At 67.4% G+C, this 21,335-nt stretch carries 15 protein-coding genes and 1 pseudogene; 6 read left to right on the top strand and 10 right to left on the bottom strand.

Annotated features, from left to right (window positions below; all coding sequences use genetic code 11):
• Position 1: 1 nt before the first annotated feature.
• The 8 genes from MZV50_RS16150 to rhmD all read right to left on the bottom strand — a co-directional run bounded on the left by MZV50_RS16150 (position 2) and on the right by rhmD (position 10,686).
• Positions 2 to 1,573: an MFS transporter gene (locus tag MZV50_RS16150; RefSeq protein WP_252630326.1), complete on the bottom strand. Its 1,572-nt coding sequence runs from the start codon at positions 1,571 to 1,573 to the stop codon at positions 2 to 4.
• An 84-nt stretch (positions 1,574 to 1,657) separates the two neighbouring features.
• A complete protein-coding gene (gene bglB / locus MZV50_RS16145; protein WP_252630325.1) occupies positions 1,658 to 2,767 on the bottom strand; it encodes a beta-galactosidase BglB in 1,110 nt (369 codons plus the stop codon).
• A 23-nt stretch (positions 2,768 to 2,790) separates the two neighbouring features.
• Positions 2,791 to 6,570 carry a beta-galactosidase gene (locus MZV50_RS16140; protein ID WP_252630324.1) on the bottom strand — a complete coding sequence of 1,260 codons (3,780 nt, stop codon included), beginning with the start codon at positions 6,568 to 6,570 and terminating at the stop codon, positions 2,791 to 2,793.
• A gap of 2 nt (positions 6,571 to 6,572) precedes the next feature.
• Positions 6,573 to 6,908 carry an L-rhamnose mutarotase gene (gene rhaM / locus MZV50_RS16135; RefSeq protein WP_252630323.1) on the bottom strand — a complete coding sequence of 112 codons (336 nt, stop codon included), beginning with the start codon at positions 6,906 to 6,908 and terminating at the stop codon, positions 6,573 to 6,575.
• Positions 6,909 to 6,934: 26 nt separating this feature from the next.
• Positions 6,935 to 7,840 carry an amidohydrolase family protein gene (locus MZV50_RS16130; RefSeq protein WP_252630322.1) on the bottom strand — a complete coding sequence of 302 codons (906 nt, stop codon included), beginning with the start codon at positions 7,838 to 7,840 and terminating at the stop codon, positions 6,935 to 6,937.
• Between the two features lie 15 nt (positions 7,841 to 7,855).
• Positions 7,856 to 8,623, bottom strand: a complete 768-nt coding sequence (locus MZV50_RS16125) for an SDR family NAD(P)-dependent oxidoreductase (RefSeq protein WP_252630321.1) — start codon at positions 8,621 to 8,623, stop codon at positions 7,856 to 7,858.
• Positions 8,620 to 9,483 carry a fumarylacetoacetate hydrolase family protein gene (locus MZV50_RS16120; protein WP_252630320.1) on the bottom strand — a complete coding sequence of 288 codons (864 nt, stop codon included), beginning with the start codon at positions 9,481 to 9,483 and terminating at the stop codon, positions 8,620 to 8,622. Before MZV50_RS16120 ends, MZV50_RS16125 begins: the two co-directional genes overlap by 4 nt.
• A 24-nt stretch (positions 9,484 to 9,507) precedes the next feature.
• Positions 9,508 to 10,686 (bottom strand): L-rhamnonate dehydratase, encoded by a 1,179-nt coding sequence (rhmD, locus tag MZV50_RS16115; RefSeq protein WP_252630319.1) that lies wholly within the window; start codon positions 10,684 to 10,686, stop codon positions 9,508 to 9,510.
• 233 nt (positions 10,687 to 10,919) lie between these two features.
• Here rhmD and MZV50_RS16110 point away from each other — a divergent pair, with 233 nt between their 5' ends.
• The 6 genes and pseudogenes from MZV50_RS16110 to MZV50_RS16085 all read left to right on the top strand — a co-directional run.
• Positions 10,920 to 11,741, top strand: coding sequence for an IclR family transcriptional regulator (locus MZV50_RS16110; protein WP_436792180.1), 822 nt, complete (start codon positions 10,920 to 10,922; stop codon positions 11,739 to 11,741).
• A 22-nt stretch (positions 11,742 to 11,763) separates the two neighbouring features.
• On the top strand, positions 11,764 to 12,525 hold the full coding sequence (locus MZV50_RS16105; RefSeq protein WP_252630317.1) for an SDR family NAD(P)-dependent oxidoreductase: 762 nt from the start codon (positions 11,764 to 11,766) through the stop codon (positions 12,523 to 12,525).
• An 18-nt stretch (positions 12,526 to 12,543) separates the two neighbouring features.
• Positions 12,544 to 13,686, top strand: coding sequence for an FMN-dependent L-lactate dehydrogenase LldD (gene lldD / locus MZV50_RS16100; RefSeq protein WP_252630316.1), 1,143 nt, complete (start codon positions 12,544 to 12,546; stop codon positions 13,684 to 13,686).
• Positions 13,683 to 14,453: a rhamnogalacturonan acetylesterase gene (locus MZV50_RS16095; protein ID WP_252630315.1), complete on the top strand. Its 771-nt coding sequence runs from the start codon at positions 13,683 to 13,685 to the stop codon at positions 14,451 to 14,453. Before lldD ends, MZV50_RS16095 begins: the two co-directional genes overlap by 4 nt.
• A gap of 224 nt (positions 14,454 to 14,677) precedes the next feature.
• A complete protein-coding gene (locus MZV50_RS16090; protein WP_252630314.1) occupies positions 14,678 to 17,719 on the top strand; it encodes a DUF4982 domain-containing protein in 3,042 nt (1,013 codons plus the stop codon).
• An 8-nt stretch (positions 17,720 to 17,727) separates the two neighbouring features.
• Positions 17,728 to 17,805: pseudogene (locus MZV50_RS16085) on the top strand (hypothetical protein); the annotation flags it as partial.
• A gap of 56 nt (positions 17,806 to 17,861) precedes the next feature.
• Here MZV50_RS16085 and MZV50_RS16080 read toward each other — a convergent pair.
• Both MZV50_RS16080 and MZV50_RS16075 read right to left on the bottom strand, forming a co-directional pair.
• Complete coding sequence (locus tag MZV50_RS16080; RefSeq protein WP_252630313.1) at positions 17,862 to 19,202, bottom strand: oligogalacturonate lyase family protein; 1,341 nt, start codon at positions 19,200 to 19,202, stop codon at positions 17,862 to 17,864.
• Positions 19,199 to 21,163: a rhamnogalacturonan lyase gene (locus MZV50_RS16075; RefSeq protein ID WP_289781871.1), complete on the bottom strand. Its 1,965-nt coding sequence runs from the start codon at positions 21,161 to 21,163 to the stop codon at positions 19,199 to 19,201. The genes MZV50_RS16080 and MZV50_RS16075 overlap by 4 nt, the downstream gene beginning before the upstream one ends.
• Between the last annotated feature and the right edge of the window lie 172 nt (positions 21,164 to 21,335).

The following is a 21,335-nucleotide window of genomic DNA, read 5'->3' as shown; positions in this document are numbered from 1 at the left end:
CCTAGTGGCGGCCCCAGAGCCGCTCCCACTTCCAGCCCGTCAGGTCCTCGACGATCTGCTTGGAGTCGGCGCTCTCGGCCTCGGTGGCCCCGGCGCGGAGGCGCTCGACCTCGTGGACCAGCACCGCGTGGGTGCGGGCGTTCAGTCGGAAGCGCCACGAGATCAGCATGCCGACGATCATCACCACCAGCGGCCCGCCGACCATGACCATCACCAGGGCCTGGATGGCTTCCGGCGTCTGCTGCATGACCGGCTTGCCCTTGGCGGCCGAGACGAAGCCGCCCATGCCGATCAGGGTGGTGGTCAGCAGGATGGCGCCGGACTGGGCGACCTTGCGGGTCAGGGTCATGACGCCGGCGAAGATGCCCTCGCGGCGCTGGCCAGTGACGGCCTCGTCGACGTCGGGCAGATAGTTGTAGACGCCCCACGGCACGAAGTTCAGCGTGCCACGTCCCAGGCCCGCCAGGATGATCGGCACGAACAGCCAGAACAGCACGGCGATCGGCGCCCCGCCGCCGAAGATGTTGCCGTTCAGCGCCGCGACGCCCTGCGCGAAGCCCGCCGGCTTGATCAGGTAGAAGGCAAGGAACAGCAGCAGGGCCGCGCCGACCGAGGTGATCGCCAGGCGATAGGCGACCACCGGCCCGGTGCGGATGATCACCCGGATGGCGATCATCACCGAGATCAACTGGGCCACGTACATGGTGGTCATCAGCTGCGAGATGATCAGGGTCGAGCCGACCATCACCGTGGCCACGAACAGCGGGAAGGCGGTGTTGAAGATGTCTTGGCTGATGTAGCCGCCCAGATACAGCGACAGGTGCTGGCGGAAGGCCTTGATCTTCAGGGTCGAGAACAGGTCGCGGAACATGTTGACCGGGATCATCGCCGCCTTGCCCCAGTCCATCGGCTCGGGCTGGATCAGTTTCTCGGCCTCGGTGTAGGGGCGCTCCCACGACAGGAAGACGACCAGGGTCACCACCAGGCTGAACAGCACGCCGAAGATCGCGGCCATGATCAGGAAGGTGTTGGGCGAATCCTTGCCGCCGAAATTGTTGATGATCAGGGTCGGCAGGTACGAAGCCAGGATCGCCGAGCTCTGGGCGATGATCATCCGCACGCCGGCGAACTTAGCCTTCTCCTTGTAATCCTTCGTCATTTCCGCCGCGAGGGTTTCCCACGGGATCAGGAACATCGTGTAGACGAACTCGAAGAAGATGAAGGTCGTCAGGTAGTAGGCGAAGGTCTGGCCCGAAACGAAGATCAACGCGAAGGCCGGCAGCAGCGGGATGGTGATGATCAGGAAGATCTTCCGCCGCCCGATCTTCCGTCCGACCCAGGTGTGGCGCAGGTTGTCGGAGACGTAGCCGATCAGCGGGCAGGTGATGGCTTCCAGCAAGCGCGGCAGGCCCAGGATCAGGCCCGTCTCGACCGGCGACAGCCCGCAGAAGGTGATGAAGAAATAGGCCAGCCAGCCGGTGATCACCGCCTGCGCGCCGGCCCCCAGCATGTCGCCGGAGCCCCAGCCCCAATAGTTGACCCAGGTGGGTTTGCGGGTTTCGGCGGTGGCCATGTGCTTGTCTTTCCCTTCGAGGTGGGGTCTTGGCGCCCCTTGCCGGTCCAGCGCTGGGCTGGACCGGGGTGATGCGGATGGGGGTTAGATGAAGGCCCGCTGGAACTCGCCCAGGGCCAGCATGGCCAGCGACTGGCCGTACGGCATCGAGGTCAGCGGAATGTCCTTGTAGCCCTGGATCGTGTCGAACACCGGGGTGCCGAACGAGACCTGCTGCAGCTCGCCCGCCTCATCGATATTGGCCAGCACGCCCTTGATGGCGCGGATGGCGACGGCTTCGTACGCCTTGCCGATGTAGCGCTTGCGCACGGCCTTCAGAATGCCGTAGGCGAAGCCGGCCGTGGCCGAGGCTTCCAGGTACGAGGTCTTGTCGTTGATGATCGTGTGCCACAGGCCCGTTTCGGCGTCCTGGAACTCGGTCAGGGCCTTGATCTGGGCCTCCAGCGCGTCGATCAGGAAAGCGCGCAGGCCATCGCCCGGCTTCAGGTCCAGGAGCTCGATGAACTCGGGGATGGCGATCGTCACCCAGCAGTTCCCGCGCGCCCACAGGGCGTCGGCGAAGTTGTGGCGGCCCAGGAAGGTCCAGCCGTGGAACCACAGGCCGGTCTTGCGGTCGGCCAGGTACTTGATGTGGACCATGAACTGGCGCTTGGCCTCCTCGACGAAGTCGGGGCGGTCGAGCAGCAGGCCGATCTTGGCCAGCGGCAGCACGCTCATCATCAGCGTGTCGTCCCACAGCTGCTGGGGGTTCTCGCTGTTGAAGACGATGTGCTGGAAGCCGCCTTCCTCGGTGCGCGGCCCCTCGTACATGACGTAGTCGGCCCAGGTCTCGAGATAGGGGATGTAGGTGTGATCGCCGGTGGCCTCGTACAGGTAGGCCAGGGTCAGGAACGGCGAGACCGTGTTGATGTTCTTGGTCGGGGTGCCGGCCTCGAAGCGGTCGGCGAACCACTGGGTCATGATGTCGAAGGCGCGCTCGTCGCCGTGCATCTCGTACTGCTTCCACAGGCCGTACAGGCCGACGCCGTGGGTCCACTCCCAGTCGTTCCAGCCCTTGGTGTCGATGACCCGGCCGTCGTCCAGGCGCAGCAGGAACTCGCCGGTCTCGTCGGTGATGTCGACCAGATTGCTGATCAGCGAGGCGATCTTGGCCTTGATGTCCTTGGCGTCGATGCCGTGTGCGAGATTGGGCACGGTAGTCTCCAGTCGTCGGGTAATCAGGGTTTGAAGTCGGGGGCGGGCACGCGGGCGACGGGGACGCCGCCGCGCACGGTCCGCAGGTTGACGAGCTTGACGGCTTCCAGGGCGTCGCCTGCGGCGCCGTCGCTGGTCACCGCCAGGGCGATGGTGTTCTTGCCGCGCGGATCGACGATGCCGTTGGGCAGGACGAAGGTCCGCTGCGGGCCGACATGGGCGATGAACTGCCCCATGTTCCAGCCATTGACGAAGATCAGCACGCGATAGCGCTTATTGGGCGAACGCGGCTTGTCGGGGTCGCCGATGGTCAGGCCCAGGGTGGTGTCCTGATCCTGGGGCAGGTTGAGGTCGAAGCTGGTGCGGTACCAGGTTGTCCCGGCATAGGGCGTGGTCGCGGCCATGTCGGCCTTGGTCCACGACGCATCGGGGAAGCCCGGCAGGTGCCAGCCTTCGCGCTCGCCGTACTGGCCGCCGTTGTTGGCGTTGCCGCGCACCGGGTCCTGGATGTCCTCGCCGCCCTTGTTGCCCTGGATCTTCCAGGCGATCGGCACGGCGAAGCTGTAGGACGCCGGGCCCGACAGCGAGGCCGAGACCAGGCCGCGGGCTTCCTTGTGGAAGTCGTCGGCGTCGAGGTCCCAGTTGTGGCCGTTGTTGCGCACCATGACCGACAGCACGTGCTCGCCGGTCCCGCGCAGATCCTCGGGCAGCTTGAAGGTCGCCACGCCCGTGGTGATCGGGCGGGGCAGGCCGCCGTCCAACTCGTGCTCGCCCAGGAACCGGCCGTCCAGCCACACCTGCAGCATGCCCGCGCCGCCGGCCCCGTAGTGCAGGGTCAGGGTGTCGATGTCGGCCTGGCCCTGGTAGCGGCCGCGATACCAGACGTCGCCCTGGTGGAAACCGTAGGTGCTCATGTCCAGCGCCGGTTGACCGGTAGGGCCGCGCACGGTCGAACCGCTGCGGCGACCCTCGGTCTTCAGCCACGAGGCGTCGTCGAACTTGGGATCCGCCTCGGGCGAGCCGGGGGCGGTCTTCCAGGTCAGCTGGGCCAGGTCGGGCAGGGCGACCGGGCTCGGACCGGCCAGGGGCTTGTCGGCCAGCAGGCTGCCGGAGGCGGTCGCCTTGGCCGCGACCTTGGCGCCGTTCCACCGGAGCGACGTCACGGCCTTGGGCGCGAAGACCTCCAGCGGGCTGTCGGTCTCGGTGTCGCCGGTTAGCGACAGAACCCCGCCCTTGTTGGCGTCGCTACGCACCAGGCCAGGGCCACGGATCAAGGCGTTCTCACGCCGCCAGAAGGTCTGGCCGGTCTCGGCGTCGGCCAGCAGCAGGGTGAGGGGCGGACGCCCGCCGCCGGAGATCCGTACGCGGGCCAGACCCTTGTGTGCGTAGGTCAGCTTCAGGTCGCCCTTGGCCGCGTCGAAGGCCGAGGTCACTTCGCCCTCGATCACCTCGACCTTCGGCGCACTGGCGTAGCGCAGCACCGTCTCGCCAGCCTCGCCGGCGCGGCCATAGAGCAGGGCCAGATCGCCGTCGTTCCACTTCAGGTGCGTCTGGATCTCGGAGGTCGAATAGACCAGCCGCTGGCTGCCCAGGTCGTAGCTGGCCATCAGCATCTTGCTGTCCTGGCCCTTGATCCGCGAGGGGACGACATATTCGCCATCGCGGGTCTTCAGCTTGAAGGTGAAGGCCTCGTCGCCCGTGGCGCTGCTGGGGTTGTGAACCACTACATAGAGGTGGCTGCCCGTCTCGGCGTTGACGTTGTGATAGACGCGGACCTTGTCGTTCGAGACAGCGACCGCCTCGCCCTTGTCCATGCGGGTGAGGTCGGGGACCGACGCGATGAACTCGCCCATCTGCTTCATCACCCGGGCCTTGTCGCGTAGCCCCCGCGCCTCGTCGATGGCCGAGCCATAATCGTACGAGGTGAACACCACCGGCGCCGGCAGCCAGCCCCAGCTGGTCCCGCCATAGGTCATGTAGAAGCTCTGCAGCGTCAGGCCGTTGGCGATGTTCGTGCCGTAGAACACCCGCTGGTAGCCCACACCCCGGTGAATGGCGGTGCAGTCGTAGTCGCCATTGCTGCCCCAGTAGTCGAACCAGCCGCCGCCGAACTCGGCCAGGAAGCCGGGGGTGTTGGGGCTGGCCAGGGCTCCGCCCTTGGCGCCATTGGCGCCATAGATGCCCCAGTCGGGCGCGACGCCTGGATTGGCGGGCTTGGAGTCGACGCGGCAGTTGCCGCCGGGATAGCCGTCGAAGGCATAGAGGTCGTTGGGCCCTTCCACCGTGCCCGGCACGTTCGAGCCCTTGGGCACCCAGTAGCCGTTGCGGCCCTTGTCGTTGTGGAAGATCGGGACGGTGATCCCGTCGGCCTTGGCCTTGTCGTACAGCCACTGCATGTAGCGCTGCTGCGGCGCGCCGACGACGTCCAGCTCGTTCTCGATCTGGTGGGCGATGACCGTGCCCTGGCCGGTGGTCAGCTGGTGGCGGGCGATGACGGCGTTGATCCGGGTCAGCCACTCGTCGGCGGCCTGGATGTATTCCGGCGCGTCGGTGCGGGCGCGGGCCTGCTGGTTGACCATCCAGCCGGGGAAGCCGCCCCGGGTCAGCTCGGCGTTCACGTAAGGCCCGGCGCGGGTGATGACGTACAGGCCTTCTTCCTTGGCCATGGTCAGCACGCGGTCCATGTCGCGCACGCCGCTGAAGTCGTAGACCCCCTGCTTGGGCGAGTGGTAGCCCCAGTCGAAATAGATCGCGACCGTGTTGTAGCCGCTGGCCTTCATCTTCTGGAGGATGTCGCGCCAGAGATCCGGGCTGGGCACGCGGAAGGGGTGGAACTCGCCGCCCCACGAGAACAGCCGCTGGCCATCGACCTTCAGCGAGTACTTGTCCCAGGTGATCTGATGGGCTTGCGCCGGCTTGGCGACGGCGGGCGGATCGCCGCCTTCCTTCAGCACCGTGAAATGGCGCACCGTGCCGGAAAGCTCAGGCAGTTCAGTCTTCTGGCTCCAGGTCCTGAAGCCGTCCTTGCTGTCGGAGTACCAGTAGCGCTTGGCCATGTACTCGTCGAAATAGATCCGCCAGGCGCCGTCGGGCGTGCGGCTCATGGCCGGGCCTTCCAGGTAGCGACCCCAGCCAGCCCAGTCGCCCGTACCCTTCGGCGCCCACGGCCCATCCAGCGACGGGGCCGTGTAGAGCTCGATGTACTTGGTCGTCTCGTTCTTGGCGAAGGCCTGGTACTGGCCGTCCTGGCGCACCACGAAGGTGTCGATGAAGTTCGGCCCCAGGCCCGACAGCACCTTGGGCGCGCTCCAGGTCGCCAGCGGACCGTCGCTGGCGGTGATGCGATAGGGCTGGAATTGGCCGGCGATGCCGGTGGTCGAGACCGACAGGATCAGGTTCACCGCGCCGTCCTGGTCGACGAACCACTCCGGCGCCCAGCCGTTGGTCGCGCCCGGAACCTCGATCTTCACGTCGCGCAGGAAGGTCCAGTCGGTCAGATCCTTGCTGCGGGCCAGGCCGATCGTGTCGCCAGTCCAGCCGGTGGTGTAGGCGACGTAGTACCAGCCGTCCGTATGCTTCATCACGCTGGGATCGCGGATGAGGCCCTGGGGCGGCGTATAGGCCAGCGGCTTCTTCAGCGTGAAACGCGTGCCGTCGGCCGAGTCGTACACGCTCATGTTCGACTGGCTGGCGTTGGTGAACGCCGTCATCGTGTAGCGGACGGGCTCTGCCCAGACTTTCTGTAGGGGCGCCGTGCTGGCCAGCAGCGTCGCGACGAGGCCCAGGGCGGGGAGGGCGCGCATGCTCAGCCCTCGAAGTAGAAGACAGGCTTCAGCGGCCACTCGACGGGCTTGTTGTCGGGATGGACCTCCATCAGGTCGGCCATGAAGTCCCACCAGCGCTTCATCACCGGCTGCAGCGGCAGGGCGTCCTTCTTGTTGTCGGGACGCAGGCGCAGCACGGCGAAGAGGCTCATGGTCTCCTCGTCCAGGAAGATCGAATAGTCATAGACGCCCGCCTCGCGGAGCGCGGCGGCCAGGTCGGGCCACAGTTCGTCGTGGCGGCGCTCGTACTCGGCGGCGACACCCGGCTTCAGCTGCATGCGGAAGGCGAGGGGGCGGCTTTCCGTCGTCTTGCTCATCGTCTTCCTCCCAGGACTCTTCTTTTTTAGGTCAATCGGTAGATCCGCCGGGCGTTGCCGGCGAACAGCGTCTCGCGCTCGTCATGGCTGAAGCCGGCCGTGATCGCGTCGTAGGCGGCGTAGAAGGCGCCGAAGCTGCCGTGCACCTTCTCGACCGGGAAGTTGCTGGCGAACAGGCAGCGGTCGACGCCGAAGGTCTCGATGACCTGAAGCACGAAAGGCTTGAGGCTGGCGGTAGTCCACGATCGGTCGACCATGGCCAGGCCCGAGATCTTGCAGCTGACGTTCGGACGCTTCGCTAGGGTCGCCATCCCCTCGCGCCAGGCGGCCAGGCCAGCCTCGTCGCGGTCGGTCGGCATGCCCGCGTGATTGACGATCAGCGGGATGTCCGGATGGGCGTCGGCCAGTTCGGCCGCCACGTCCATCTGCGAGGCGTAGAGCTGCAAGTCGAACGACAGGCCATACTTGGCCAGGAGCGCGAAGCCTTTGCGCCACTGGGCGTCCAGCAGCTTGTCGGTCGGGCCGTAGGTCTTGGCCGGATCCTTGTGCCAATTGACGATCTGGCGGACGCCTCGGACGTTCTTGCGGGCGGCGTGGGCCGCCAGCATCGCCTCGACATCGGGATCATCCAGGTTGGCGCCGGCGACGATGCCGCCGATCACGCCACGCTGGTCGGCGATCGACTGCAGCCAGTCGGTCTCCGACAGCTGATCTTTGGGCGGCAGGCCGCACTCGACATGCACGACCTGGACGACGTTCCAGCCTTTCGCGTCGGCCAGGTAGTCGTCGAGCCCATAGGACTTGTAGGCGATCGACGACATGTCGCCGGCCGGGTTGGTCGGCAGCGGCGTGTCCTGGAGCCAGGCGTAGTAGTGCCGATCGAGGTCCCACAGGTGCATGTGGGGATCGACGATGGGGCCGGTGTACGCCATGGCTCCAGTCTCGCTCTAGAAGGTGGTCCGGCCGCCGGACGTGTCGAAGGTCGCGGCGGTGGTGAAGCTGCACTCCTCCGAAGCCATGAAGCAGACCATGGCGGCGCTCTCGTGGACTTCGCCGAGGCGGCCCATCGGGATCTTGCCGCGCATGTAGTCGACCTGGCTCTGGGGCAGCTGCTCCAGGATCGGGCTCTCGAAGGTGGCCGGGGTCAGGCTGTTGACGATGACGCCCTTGGTGGCCAGTTCCTTGCCCAGCGACTTGGTCAGGCCGATCACCGCCGCCTTCGACGCCGAATAGGCGCCGGCGTTGGGGTTGCCTTCCTTGCCCGCCACCGAGGCGACGTTGACGATGCGGCCATATCCGTTCGCCAGCATGTGCGGCACGACCGACTTGCAGCTGTAGAAGACGCCGTTGACGTTGATGTCGAAGACGCGCTTCCAGCTATCGGTCGGGTATTCGTAAACCGGGGCCGTGGCGCCGGTGATGCCGGCCGAGGCGACCAGGACGTCGATGCGGCCCAGGGCTTCGTTGGCGGCCTTGCCGGCGGCCAGGACGGCGGCTTCGTCGGAGACGTCCAGGGCGAAGGTATGGGCCGCGCCGACTTCGGCGGCGGCCGCCTTCAGGCCTTCGGCGTCCAGATCCCACAGCGAGACCCGGCCGCCCTCGGCGACGATGCGGGCGGCCACGGCCTTGCCCAGGCCCGAGGCGCCGCCGGTGACCACCGCGACGCGGCCGGCGAAACGATCGGCGTAGATCTTGGAGGAGGAGACGGGGCTCACTGGGCGCCGTCCTTCGACCAGGCCACGACGATCTGGCGCTGTTCGCCCAGCTTCTCGATGCCCAGGCGGATTTCGTCGCCGGCCTTCAGATAGACGGGCTCGGGCTTCTGGCCCATGCCCACGCCCGGAGGCGTGCCGGTGGTGATCAGGTCGCCCGGCTCCAGCGTCATGAACTCGCTGATGTACGAGACCAGCTTGCTGATCGGGAAGATCATGGTCTTGGACGAGCCGTCCTGCTTGCGCTGGCCGTTGACGTCCAGCCACATGCCCAGATTCTGCGGGTCGCCGACCTCGTCGGAGGTGACCATCCACGGGCCGACCGGACCGAAGGTGTCGCAGCCCTTGCCCTTGTCCCAGGTGCCGCCGCGCTCGATCTGGAAGGCGCGTTCCGAGACGTCGTTGATCAGGACGTAGCCGGCCACGTGGTCCAGGGCTTCTTCTTCGGTGACGTAGCTGGCGCGCGAGCCGATCACGACGCCCAGCTCGACTTCCCAGTCGGTCTTTTCCGAGCCGCGCGGGATCATCACCGGGTCATTCGGGCCCTGCAGGCAGCTGACGGCCTTGGTGAACAGCACAGGCTCGGCCGGGATCGGCAGGTTCGATTCGGCGGCGTGGTCGGCGAAGTTCAGGCCCACGGCGATGAACTTGCTGACGCCGTTGACCGGCACGCCGTAGCGGGGCGAGCCCTCGACGAGGGGCAGGGTGGTCGGGTCGATGGCGGCCAGGGCCTTGAGGCTGGCGGGCGACAGTTGGGCGCCGGTGATGTCGGCCACGTGGCCCGACAGATCGCGGATCTTGCCCTCGGCGTCGAGGAGGCCGGGCTTCTCGGCGCCCTTGGGGCCGTAGCGGAGCAGTTTCATGAGTGTCTTGCCTTCAGGAGAAGTCTAGCGGGCGTAAGGGCGGTGCAAGCCGACCTCGCGATTGAGTTCGACGCCGAAGCCCGGCGCGTCGGAGAGCTTGAGCTTGCCGTTCACCGGAACGGGCTCGCCGATCAGCTGCGGGTGGAACATCGGCACCACCTCGTCGGCCTTCGGGGCCATCATCAGGAACTCGGCGAACGGGCTGTTATGGCGCGTGATGACGAAGTGGTAGCTGTACACGGACGAGCCGTGCGGGATCATCATCACGCCCTTGCTGTCGGCCAGGTTGGCGATCTTGATCAGTTCGGTGACGCCGCCGCACCAGCCCACATCCGGCTGGATGATGTCGCAGCATTCCATTTCCAGCAGCATGCGGAAGCCCCAGCGGGTGGCTTCGTGCTCGCCGGTGGTGACCAGCATGCCCTTGGGCGCGTTCTTCTTCAGGTCGCGATAGCCCCAGTAGTCGTCGGGGCTGAGGGCTTCCTCGATCCACTTCAGGTCGTACTCGTGAGCTTTGTGGGCCAGCTTGGTCGCGTAGTTGAGGTCCAGCGACATCCAGCAGTCGAACATCAGCCAGAAGTCCTCGCCACAGCGCTCGCGCATGGTGGCCAGTTCTTCGATGTTCTTGCGTAGGCCTTCTTCACCCTCGGCCGGGCCGTGGTGCAGGGGCATCTTGCCGCCGATGAAGCCCATCTGCTTGGCCAGGTCTGGGCGTGCGCCGGTGGCGTAGAAGGTCAGCTCGTCGCGGACCTTGCCGCCCAGCAGGGCGTAGACCGGCTCCTGACGCAGCTTGCCCAAGAGGTCGTAGAGTGCCAGGTCGACACCCGAGATGGCGTTCACCACCAGGCCCTTGCGGCCATAATACTGGGTGGAGAAGTACATCTGGTCCCAGATCTTCTCGACCTCGGTCGGGTCGCGGCCTTCCAAGAAGCGGGCCAGGTGCTTTTCGACGATATAGGCGGCCGGCTCGCCGCCGGTGGTCACCGCGAAGCCGATCGTGCCGTCGGCGGCCTCGATCTCGACGACCAGCGTGCCCAGCACGTTTATGCCGAAGCTCTGGCGGCTCTGGCGATATTCCGGGTAGCGCGACATCGGGGTGGCGATGTGGTCGTCGATCCAGTGTCCGTCGCCCTGGTCGTGATAGTCGGCGCCGCCTCCGCGGACCACGAACGCGCGTACGTGCTTGATGACCGGAAACGCCATGGACGACGGGGCTCCAACCTTATGGGCGGTCGCGCCTGGACGCCGCCCTGGGACAAGGGAGGCTGCGCCCGCCGGAAGCGTTCCGGTAGGCTCGTGGCGAAGCCGTCGAGCTTCGCCTACCTCCCCAACATAACCTATGACACGCTATCGGTTCGCGAGGCCGGCGCGCTCAGTAAGAGTCGCCGTCGTTCCGCTTGCCTTGCGTTCCACAATATGAGAGGTAGTGCTACAAAATGAAACCAGCGTCAAGGGGAGCGGAACCGGTGGCGGCGGACGAAAACGCGACGACCAAGTCTCCCAGCGGTAGCCAAACCCTGTTTCGCGGCCTCGATCTGCTGGACGTGGTCGCCGAGTCCGGGACCATCGCCCTGCCGGCCCTGGCCAAGCAATTGGGCCTGACCCGCAGCACGACTCACCGTCTGGCCACGGCCCTGGTCGAGCGCCGACTGCTCTCGCAGGCGCCGCGCGAAGGCTACAGCCTGGGCTCCAAGCTCCTGGAGCTGGGCTATCTGGCCAGCCAGCAGATGGATCTCCCGCGCATCGCGCGCCCGCACCTGGAAAAGCTGTGGGAAGACACCGAGGACACGGTGCACCTGGGCGTGCTCGACGACGACCGCGCCCTCTATCTGGACAAGCTGACCGGCCGCCGCCGCATCAACATCAGCTCGCGCGTGGGCGATCGCCAGCCGATCCGCTCGACGGGCCTGGGCAAGGCGCTGGTGCTGGACGACACCGAGGACCGCTGGCGGTCGCTGTACCAGTCGGAAGGGCCGGCCTCGCCGGGCGCGCCCGACGAGAAGCAGTGGATCGACTGGATGCGCGACTACTCCAAGCGCGGCATCGCCTTCGACCTCGAAGAAAACGAAGACCGCATCCGCTGCGTCGCCGCGCCGATCCGCGGGGCCGCGGGCCAGATCGTCGGCGCGATCAGCGTCTCGGGCGCGGCGCAGTACATGGACGACGAGCGGATGAAGACGCTGGTCGACGACGTGCGTGACACGGCCAACGCCATCGGCCGCGACCTGGGCTGGAACGGAAAGCGGCTGGCCCGCTGATGCTGAGTAGGAAGAGGTAGTTATGCTGCTGAAGGACAAGGTGGTGCTGGTGACCGGCGCCTCGCAGGGGATCGGCAAGGCCGCCGCGATCGGTTGCGCCCAGCACGGCGCGGACGTGGCGATCAACTACCACTCCGACGAGGCCGGCGCGGCTGACGCCGTCGCCCAGATCGAAGCGCTGGGCCGCCGCGCCATCGCCATCAAGGGCGACGTGGCGAACGTCGAGACCTCCAAGTCCTTCGTGCAGGCCGCAGTCGACGCGTTCGGCAAGGTCGACGTGTTCGTCAACAACGCCGGCATCTGCCCCTTCCACGCCTTCCTCGACATGCCGCCCGAAGTCATGGAGCGGACGATGAAGGTCAATCTGTTCGGCGCCTACTACATGGTCCAGGCGGCAGCCAACCAGATGGTCAGGCAAGGCCATGGCGGCGCGATCATCGCCGTGTCGTCGATCAGCGCCCTGGTCGGCGGCGGCATGCAGACCCACTACACCCCGACCAAGGCCGGCGTGCACAGCCTGATGCAGTCCACGGCCATCGCGCTGGGCAAGTACGGCATCCGCTGCAATTCGGTGCTGCCGGGCACCATCGAGACGGCGATCAACAAGGAAGACCTGGCCGACGTCGCCAAGCGCGAATACATGGCCGGCCGCATCCCGCTGGGCCGCCTGGGCGAGCCTGACGACCTGGCGGGCCCGATCGTCTTCCTGGCCTCGGACCTGGCCAAGTACGTGACCGGCGCGGCCCTGCTGGTCGACGGCGGCGCCTTCGTGAACCTGCAATAGTCCGGCGCCGATCCTCCCATGATCGTCTCGTCCACCACGGACTTTCGTGAGGCGGCGCGGCGCAAGCTGCCACGCTTCCTGTTCGACTACATCGACGGCGGCGCCTATGCCGAGCGGACGATGGGGCGCAACATCTCGGACCTCGCCGACATCGCGCTGCGCCAGCGGGTGCTGAAGGACGTCTCGTCCGGCGATCCTTCGACCACGCTGTTCGGCGTCAAGCAGGCCTTGCCGGTGGCCATGGCCCCCGTCGGCCTGACGGGCATGTACGCCCGCCGGGGTGAGTGCCAGGTGGCGCGCGCGGCGGCCAAGAAGGGCGTGCCGTTCTGCCTGTCGACCGTGTCGGTCTGCGACGTCGACGAGGTCAGCAAGGCCTCGTCCGCGCCGATCTGGTTCCAGCTCTACGTGCTGCGCGACCGGGCCTTCATGCGCGACCTCCTAGTCCGCGCCCGCGAGGCCGGGGCCACGGCCCTGGTGTTCACGGTCGACATGCCCGTGCCCGGGGCTCGCTACCGCGACGCGCACTCCGGGATGAGCGGTCCCAACGCCGCCGCCCGCCGCATGGTCCAGGCGATGATGAAGCCCCAATGGGCCTGGGACGTCGGGGTGATGGGGCGTCCCCATACCCTGGGCAATGTCGCGCCCGTGCTGGGCGAGAACTCGGGCCTCGAGGACTTCATGGGCTGGCTGGGGGCGAACTTCGACCCGTCCATCCAGTGGAAGGACCTGGAGTGGATCCGCGACCTCTGGAAGGGCCCGCTGATCATCAAGGGCGTGCTGGATCCGGAGGATGCCAAGGCCGCCGCCGACATCGGCGCGGACGGGGTCGTGGTCTCCAACCATGGCGGCCGCCAGCTGGACGGCGTGCTGTCGTCGACGCGGGCCCTGCCGGCCATCGCCGATGCGGTGGGCGACAAGCTTACCGTGCTGGCCGACGGCGGCGTACGCTCGGGCCTCGATGTGGTGCGGATGCTAGCCCTGGGCGCCAAGGGCGTCCTGCTGGGCCGCGCCGCGGTCTACGCCCTGGCGGCGCGCGGCGAGGCCGGTGTCACCCAACTGCTGGACCTGATCGAGAAGGAGATGCGCGTGGCCATGGCCCTGACTGGCGTGCGCGATGTCGCCAGCATCGACCGCTCGATCCTGGCGGAGCTGAAATCGTGATCGCCGCCCTGGCTCTCGCCGCCGCCCTGGCGGCCGCTCCGCCGCGCATCATCATCGCCAGCGACTCCACCGCCGCCAGCTACGGGCCGGCGCAGTACCCCCAGATGGGCTGGGGCATGGTGCTGAAGTGCTCGCTGGATCCCAACGTCCAGGTCGTGAACCTGGCGCGCGGCGGCCGCTCGACCAAGACCTTCATCGAGGAGGGGCTGTGGGACCAACTGGTCGCTCAGCTGCAGCCGGGCGACACGGTGCTTATCCAGTTCGGCCACAACGACGCCGACACCAAGAAGATCGTCCGCTTCACCGACCCGAACGGTGCCTATGACGTCAACCTGCGCCGCTTCGTGGCTGACGTGCGGGCCAAGCAGGCTACGCCGGTGCTGGTGACCCCGATCGCGCGCTGGCTGTGGGAGAACGGCCAGCCCAAGGACGCCCACGGGCCGTACGCGGCGACGATCCATCGCGTCGCGACCGACCTCAAGGTCCCGCTGGTCGACCTGGACGGCGACATGATGGCGGCGCTGAAGGCGAGGGGAGAGCTGGCGTCACGCGGGCTGTATCTCCAGTACAAGCCCTACGACCACATCGCCCGCTATCCCGAGGGGATCAGCGACGACACCCATATCAACGAGCAGGGCGCCCGCCTGGGCGCGGCCCTGGTGGCGACCAGCCTGGCGCGGCTGAAGCTGCCGATCTCGCGCCACGTCCATCCGGCGCCCTTAGATAACCAGGCGCAACTGGGCGGCCCCAGCTGTCCCTCGCGCTAGGCAAAGAAAATGGAGCGCCTCGCTCGAGGCGCTCCATAAGCCCGCACGGAGGAATGGCGGGCGAAAAGTGCGCAGCGGGGCCCGAGGAGGCGACCACCCGCTGGCGGATAATTCCCAAATATTGAGATATCGTCCGATATAATGAGATTGCTTGACAGCTCTGGGGTTGTCAAGCCAAAGCTGCTGGAGAGCCCAAAGTGGCCTGACCAAATGGGAGGTGTCACATGTCGCGCTTTTTCCGGCCCGTTCCGCTCGCCTGCGTCTTCCTCGCCGCCGTCGCGCCGGCCGTCGTCCAGGCCCAACGCGCCGAGTTCACCTTCAACGACGGCTGGCGGATGGCCACGGGCGAGATCGCCGGCGCCGAGGCCCCCGGCTTCGACGACGCCGCCTGGAAGCCCGTCACCCTGCCGCGCGCCTACAATGAGGACGACGCCTTCCGGGTCGACATTCACGACCTGAAGGGCGCGATCACCTGGTACCGCAAGCGCTTCGTGCTGCCGGCCGGCTTCGCCGCTGGCGACAAGGCGTTCCTGGTGTTCGAGGGCGTCCGCCAGGCCGGCGAGGTCTATGTCAACGGCGTGCGGGCGGGCGGGCACGAGAACGGCGTCACGGCCTTCGGCGTCGACGCCTCCAAGGTCCTCAAGCCCGCGCCGTTCGAGAACGTGGTCGCCGTGCGCGTCGACAGCGACTGGAAGTACAAGGAAAAGGCCACCGGCAGCGGCTTCCAGTGGAACAACGACAACTTCAATGTGAACTACGGTGGCATCCATCGCGCCGTGCGCCTGCACCTGACCGGCGGCCTGCACCAGACCCTGCCGCTGTATTCCAGCCTGGGCACGACCGGCGTCTACATCTGGGCCGACGACTTCGACATCAAGGGCAGGGCGGCCACCGTCCACGCCGAGTCCGAGGTTCGTAACGAGACCGATCGGCCGCGCACCTTTGGCTACCGCGTCACCGTCCGCGACGTCGACGGCAAGATAGTCGGCGCATTCGCCGGTCCGACCGTGACCCTGGCCCCCGGCGAGACGCGCATCGTCACGGCCAAGCAGCGCCTGTCGGGGCTGAACTTCTGGAGCTGGGGCTACGGCTATCTCTACGGCGTTTCCACCGCGCTGGTGGAGGACGGCAAGGCGGTCGACGAGGTCACCACCCGCACGGGCTTCCGCAAGACCGGCTTCGGCCAGGGCATGGTCCGGCTGAACGACCGGGTGATCCAGGTCCACGGCTACGCGCAGCGCACCAGCAACGAGTGGCCGGCCTTGGGCACGGACATCCCGCCGTGGATCAGCGATTTCTCCAACGCCTTGATGGTCGAGAGCGGCGGCAATCTGGTGCGCTGGATGCACATCACGCCGGCCCGCCAGGACGTCACCTCGGCCGACCGCGTGGGCCTGCTGCAGGCCATGCCCGCCGGCGACGCCGAGAGCGATGTCACCGGCCGCCGCTGGGAGCAGCGCAAGGAGGTGATGGCCGACGCCATCGTCCGCTTCCGCAACAACCCCTCGATCGTCTTCTACGAAGGCGGCAATGAGAACATCAGCGACGCGCACATGGCCGAGTTGAAGGCCATCCGCGACCGCTTCGATCCCCACGGCGGCCGCGCCATCGGCTCGCGCGAGATGCTGTCCAGCAAGGTCGCCGAGTACGGCGGCGAGATGCTCTACATCAACAAGAGCGCATCCAAGCCGGTGTGGGCCATGGAATATTCCCGCGACGAGGGCGCGCGGAAGTTCCAGGACGACTTCACCCCGCCGTTCCACAAGGACAGCCCCGACTACAACCGCAACCAGGACAGCCACGCGGCCGAGAACGTCCGCCGCTGGTACGACTACTGGCGTGAGCGGCCGGGCGGCGGCGACCGGGTCAGCTCGGGCGGCGTCAACATCGTCTTCTCCGACAGCAACACCCACTTCCGCGGCGACAACAACTACCGCCGCAGCGGTGAGGTGGACGGCATGCGGCTGCCCAAGGAAGGCTTCTACGCCCACCAGGTGATGTGGGACGGCTGGGTCGATGTCGAGCATCCGCGCAGCCACATCATCGGCCACTGGAACTACGCGCCGGGCGTGGTGAAGGACGTGCTGGTCGTCTCCAGCGCCGACAAGGTCGCTCTGTCCCTGAACGGCCGCGCCCTGGGCTGGGGCAAGAAGAGCGACGGGTTCCTGTTCACCTTCCCGCAGGTGGCGTGGGCGCCGGGCAAGCTGGAGGCGGTCGGCTACGACGCCAAGGGCAAGGTGGTCTCGCGCCACGCCGTGGAAACCACCGGCGAGCCGGCCGCCCTGCGCCTGACGCCGCGCACCGGGCCGGGCGGCTGGAAGGCCGACGGCGCGGACCTGGCGCTTGTCGATGTCGAGGTCGTCGACAAGCAGGGCCGCCGCGTGCCGACGGCGCTGAACACGGTCAGCTTCTCGACGACGGGGCCGGTCGAATGGCGCGGTGGCATCGCCCAGGGCGACAGCCTGGGCCGCAAGCCCGTCGCCCCGACCTCGACCGAGCCCGAGAAGGCGGCGGGCGCGGACCAGGTGACCAAGTTCCCTGGCGCGTCGCGGACCGACGACAACTTCATTCTCTCGAAGACCCTGCCGGTCGAGGCGGGCGTCAACCGCATCTCCCTGCGCTCGACCTTGGAGCCGGGCAAGGTGACCGTCACCGCCAAGGCCGATGGCCTGCCGGACGCCTCGATCACGCTGGACATCGCCGCGACGCCCAAAGCGGACGGCCAGTGGCCCGTGGGCGACGACGCTCTGCCGGTGAGCCTGGCGCGCGGCCCGACGCCCTCGACGCCGTCGTTCAAGACCTGGCGCGTCACGGTGCGTCCGGCCCAGACCATCGCCGGCTCCAATGCCGCCGACGCCCGCCTGGCCATGGACGACGACGAGATGACCCACTGGGCCAGCGATGGCCAGTTGGCCAATGCCTGGATCGAGTACCGCCTGGACAAGCCCCAGGTCGTCGACGAGCTGGAGTTGAAGCTGATCGGCTGGCGCCTGCGATCCTATCCGCTACGCGTCACCCTGGACGGCCAGGCGGTCTACGAGGGCACGCCAGCCAAAAGCCTCGGCTATGTCGTCCTGCCGCTGAAGCCGCTGAAGGGCTCGCGCCTACGCATCGCCCTGACCGCGCCGACCGTGGATCGCGACGCGTTCGGCAAGATCGTCGAGGTCAACGGCGCTAAGGCCAGCTTCGACACCGGCGCCGAGAAGGTGGCGGCCGGAGGAAGGTTGGGGATCGTCGAGGCGGAGCTGCATCGGTTGGTGCGGTAGTTCCCGAAGCGTGTCATCCCGGCCGCAGCGAAGCGGAGAGCCGGGACCCAGGGGCCACCGCGATGCATCGACTCCCGGGTCCCGGATAAGCGCTACGCGCTTTCCGGGATGACACGGGATTAGAGCGTCGGGAAAGCGTGCCCTACTGCGCCTTCGCCACCTCCACCGCATACACCTGGTCGGCCCCGTGCATGTTCGAGCGGAACACCAGCCACTTGTCGTCCGGCGTGAAGTTGACGTTCGGCTCCAGGCGGTAGTCGTGGCCGCGCATGTCGACCAAGCGCTCGGCGTCGAGCACACCGGGGGCGATCAGGTGTTCGGCGCCGGGGGCGTGGATGCCGGCGACGTCGGGAACGGCGCGAGGCTTCAGCAGCACGATCCATTTGCCGTCCGGCGCATGGGCGACCATCTCGCTGTCGCCGCCGTCGCCGGCGAACAGCTTACCGTCGTGCGATGAGTTGAAGTGCACCGACCAGTCGTTGCGCTGAACGTGCAGCCAATTGCGCTTGCCGGTGGCGATCTCGTAGCCGGCCACCCAGAAGTCCTCGCCGCGCGGGGTCTGCAGATCGTACCAGACGGTCTTGCCGTCGGCGCTGAACCACTCGTGGCCGGCGATCTCCATGTTCATGGTGCGGGTGTGGATCTTGACCGGGGTGTCGCCCGCCTTGTCGGTCCGCACCAGCCACAGGCGGTCGACCTTGTGCCAGGGACCCTCGTGGCAGAACATCAGCAGGCCCGGATCGGTCGGCGAGAACTGCAGGTGGTTCAGCCAGTCGGTGGCCTGGTGGACGATCTTGCGCTCGCCGGTGCCCGTGTTGATCGTGAAGATCTCCATCGGGATACGGCTGTCCAGGCGCGCGTTCAGCTGCACCTCGCGGCCCTCGGCGTAGGACAGCTCGCGGCCGTCGGCGCTCTTCACGTCGTCGGGGTTCTTGGGCAGGGAGTCGGCCAGGTTCGGCGGGATCGGCACGTCGGTGCGCACGGCGACGCCGGCCAGCAGAGTCTCGTCGGCGTTGATCGTTTGCAGCGAGCCGCTCTCCATCTTGGCCACTTGGCGCGTGGCCTTGGTGTAGGGATCGGTCGCCATCACCGCCTTGGGACCCATCGGGTCCGCCGTCAGCGCCTTCTCATAATAGACTGCGCCGGACTTGCGGCCGACGAACAGCAGCCGGACCTTGCCCTCGACGATCTTGGTCAGGGTGCGGGTCTTCAGGTCCATGGCGGTGATGCCGGTGGGCGAGGCGAAGACCAATCGGTCGCCCTTGGGCGTGTAGCCGTTGTAGTTGAAATAGAGGCTGGAGCTGCCCGGCTCGCGCGACAGGCGCAAGATGCGGTGGCCGGTCGTCTTGTCCACCCATTCCAGCGGCGCTTCCGGCGCGCCGGGCTTGGCCAGGGTCTGCATGTCCTGGGCGCTGGCGACGCCGCCCAGAGCGGTGGAGGCCAACAGGAGGGCGGCCAGACCGCCGATCATGAACGACTTCATTGGGACGCCTTCCGGGTAATGATGGCCGCCGGCTTGGGCTGCTTCATGCCCGCGCCGAGGTGGAAACTGGTGTGCGGTGGTTGGTTGTAGGCGGTGTTCTGCCAGGCGATCGAGACCCGATACTGCGGATCGTGCATCAGGGTCACCAGACGGCGGTCGGTGGGGTAGGGCGTGGCGTAGATCCGCAGGGACCTGTTGTCCTCGGCGCGCAGGATCAGTTCCTCGCGCCAGTCGCCCAGGATGTCGGCCGACAGGGCCGGGGTGGATTTGGTGCCGTTGTTCGAGGTCATGCCCTCGGCGGTCAGCAGCGGCGCGGCCTGGCCGGTCTTCCAGTCCCACTTGCTGATCTGGTTCTTGTCCAGCAGCTCGCGCAAATCGTCGCCGTCCCACCAGATGGCGAAATTGGTCTGGCGCGGATGCTTCACGTCCTCGATGACCTTGCCCTGGGCGGTGTAGAGCGCGTCCGAATTCGTGCCCCAGGCCTCGTCGCCGGGGAAGCGCGGGTCGATGTCGGCGGCCAGGCCCCGGCCAGTGTCGTGGTCGGTGGGCGTGCTCCACAGGACCTTGCCGGTCCTGGCGTCCAGCATGGCCGCGCCGACGCCGCCGTTCATCTTCGGACTTTCGTGGACGCCGAACTTCTCCAGGCCAGGATGGGTCGGGTCGAGGTCGCCGACGTGCATGGCGTCACCGTGGAACAGGCGGGCGCTCCACAGGCCCTTGCCGGTGTCGTCGATCGCCATCGAGCCGTAGAGGATCTCGTCGCGACCGTCGCTGTCGACGTCGGCGACGCTGAGCTGGTGGTTGCCTTGGCCGGCGAAGGCCTCGTTACCGGGCGCTGAGCTGTCGAACAGCCAGCGCTGGGTCAGCTTGCCGTCCCGGAAGTCCCAGGCCGCGATCGTGCTGCGGGCATAGTAGCCGCGCCCCATGATGATGCTGGGGCGCTGTCCGTCCAGATAGGCCGTGCCAGCGAGGAACCGGTCGGAGCGGTTGCCGTAGCCGTCGCCCCAGATTTCCGTCATCTGCGCGATGCTGGGCGCGTCGGTGCGCGGATCGCGCGGGGGCGAGTAGGGCGCGCTGGCCAGGGCCTTGCCGGTCGCGCCCTCGAACACAGTCAGGAACTCGGGTCCCTTGAGGATGCGGCCCTGGACCTTGGCGACCTTGGTTCCGTCCGGCTGGACGAAGGCGCCGGTGCGGTCGGCCTGGGGCCGCTCGCCGCCGGTCTCGCGCCAGTCGGCGTTCGGATCGCCCAGCACCTTGCCGGTCCCGTCGATCGTCCCGTCGCTGGTCCGCACCGCGATCTCGGCCTTGCCGTCGCCGTCATAGTCATAGACCTGGAACTGGGTGTAGTGCGCGCCGGCCCGGATGTTGCGGCCCAGGTCGATGCGCCACAGGCGCTTGCCCTCCAAGGTGTAGGCGTCGAGATAGACGTTCCCCGTATAGCCGCCGAAGGCGTTGTCCTTCGAATTGGTCGGGTCCCACTTCAGGATGATCTCGTAGCGGCCGTCGCCATCCAGGTCGCCGACGCTGGCGTCGTTGGCGGTGTACGTATAGGTCTCGCCCGCCGGGGTGACGCCGCCGGGCGGCGGCTCGATCGGGATCGAGAGATAGCCGTCGGTCCAGACCTGGACCGGAGCGCTGGCCGGACCTTCCTTGCCCTTGCTGACCGGGCGCACCGTATAGGCGCCCGCGCCGGAGGTCCTGTCGACGAAGTCCGTGCCGCCGGTCAGCGGCTTGGCGTTCAGCTTGCGACCATCCTTGTAGAGGTTGAAGGCCGCGCCGCCCGGGTCGTCGCCCAGTAGCCGCCAGCTGACCAGTGTCCCGCCATCCTTGGCCGGAACCGCCACCACGCCGCGATCCAGCGATTCCATCCAGCGCGGGGCGGCCTGAGCCGCGCCGGTCGCCAGCAGGATCGCGGCGGCGCAGACGGTCGCACCGAGTCGCTTGTGTCTCGGGGGTGTCATGAGCGCCGCGCCCTCCCTGAAAGCCTTACGCGATCCCGAAGGCCGCGTGGCGCGGCTTCTGTCGTGCGCGCCACAAAGGGCGCTCCCAGGATCGCTCAGGGTTACATCACGAAAGCTCCATTGTGTCTTCCCATAAATTGCGTTGACATCTCAACATATGGCACTACGGTAT

This window comes from Caulobacter segnis (assembly GCF_023935105.1).
Taxonomy (GTDB): domain Bacteria; phylum Pseudomonadota; class Alphaproteobacteria; order Caulobacterales; family Caulobacteraceae; genus Caulobacter; species Caulobacter segnis_B.
This window is presented reverse-complemented; position numbering and strand designations above follow the sequence as displayed.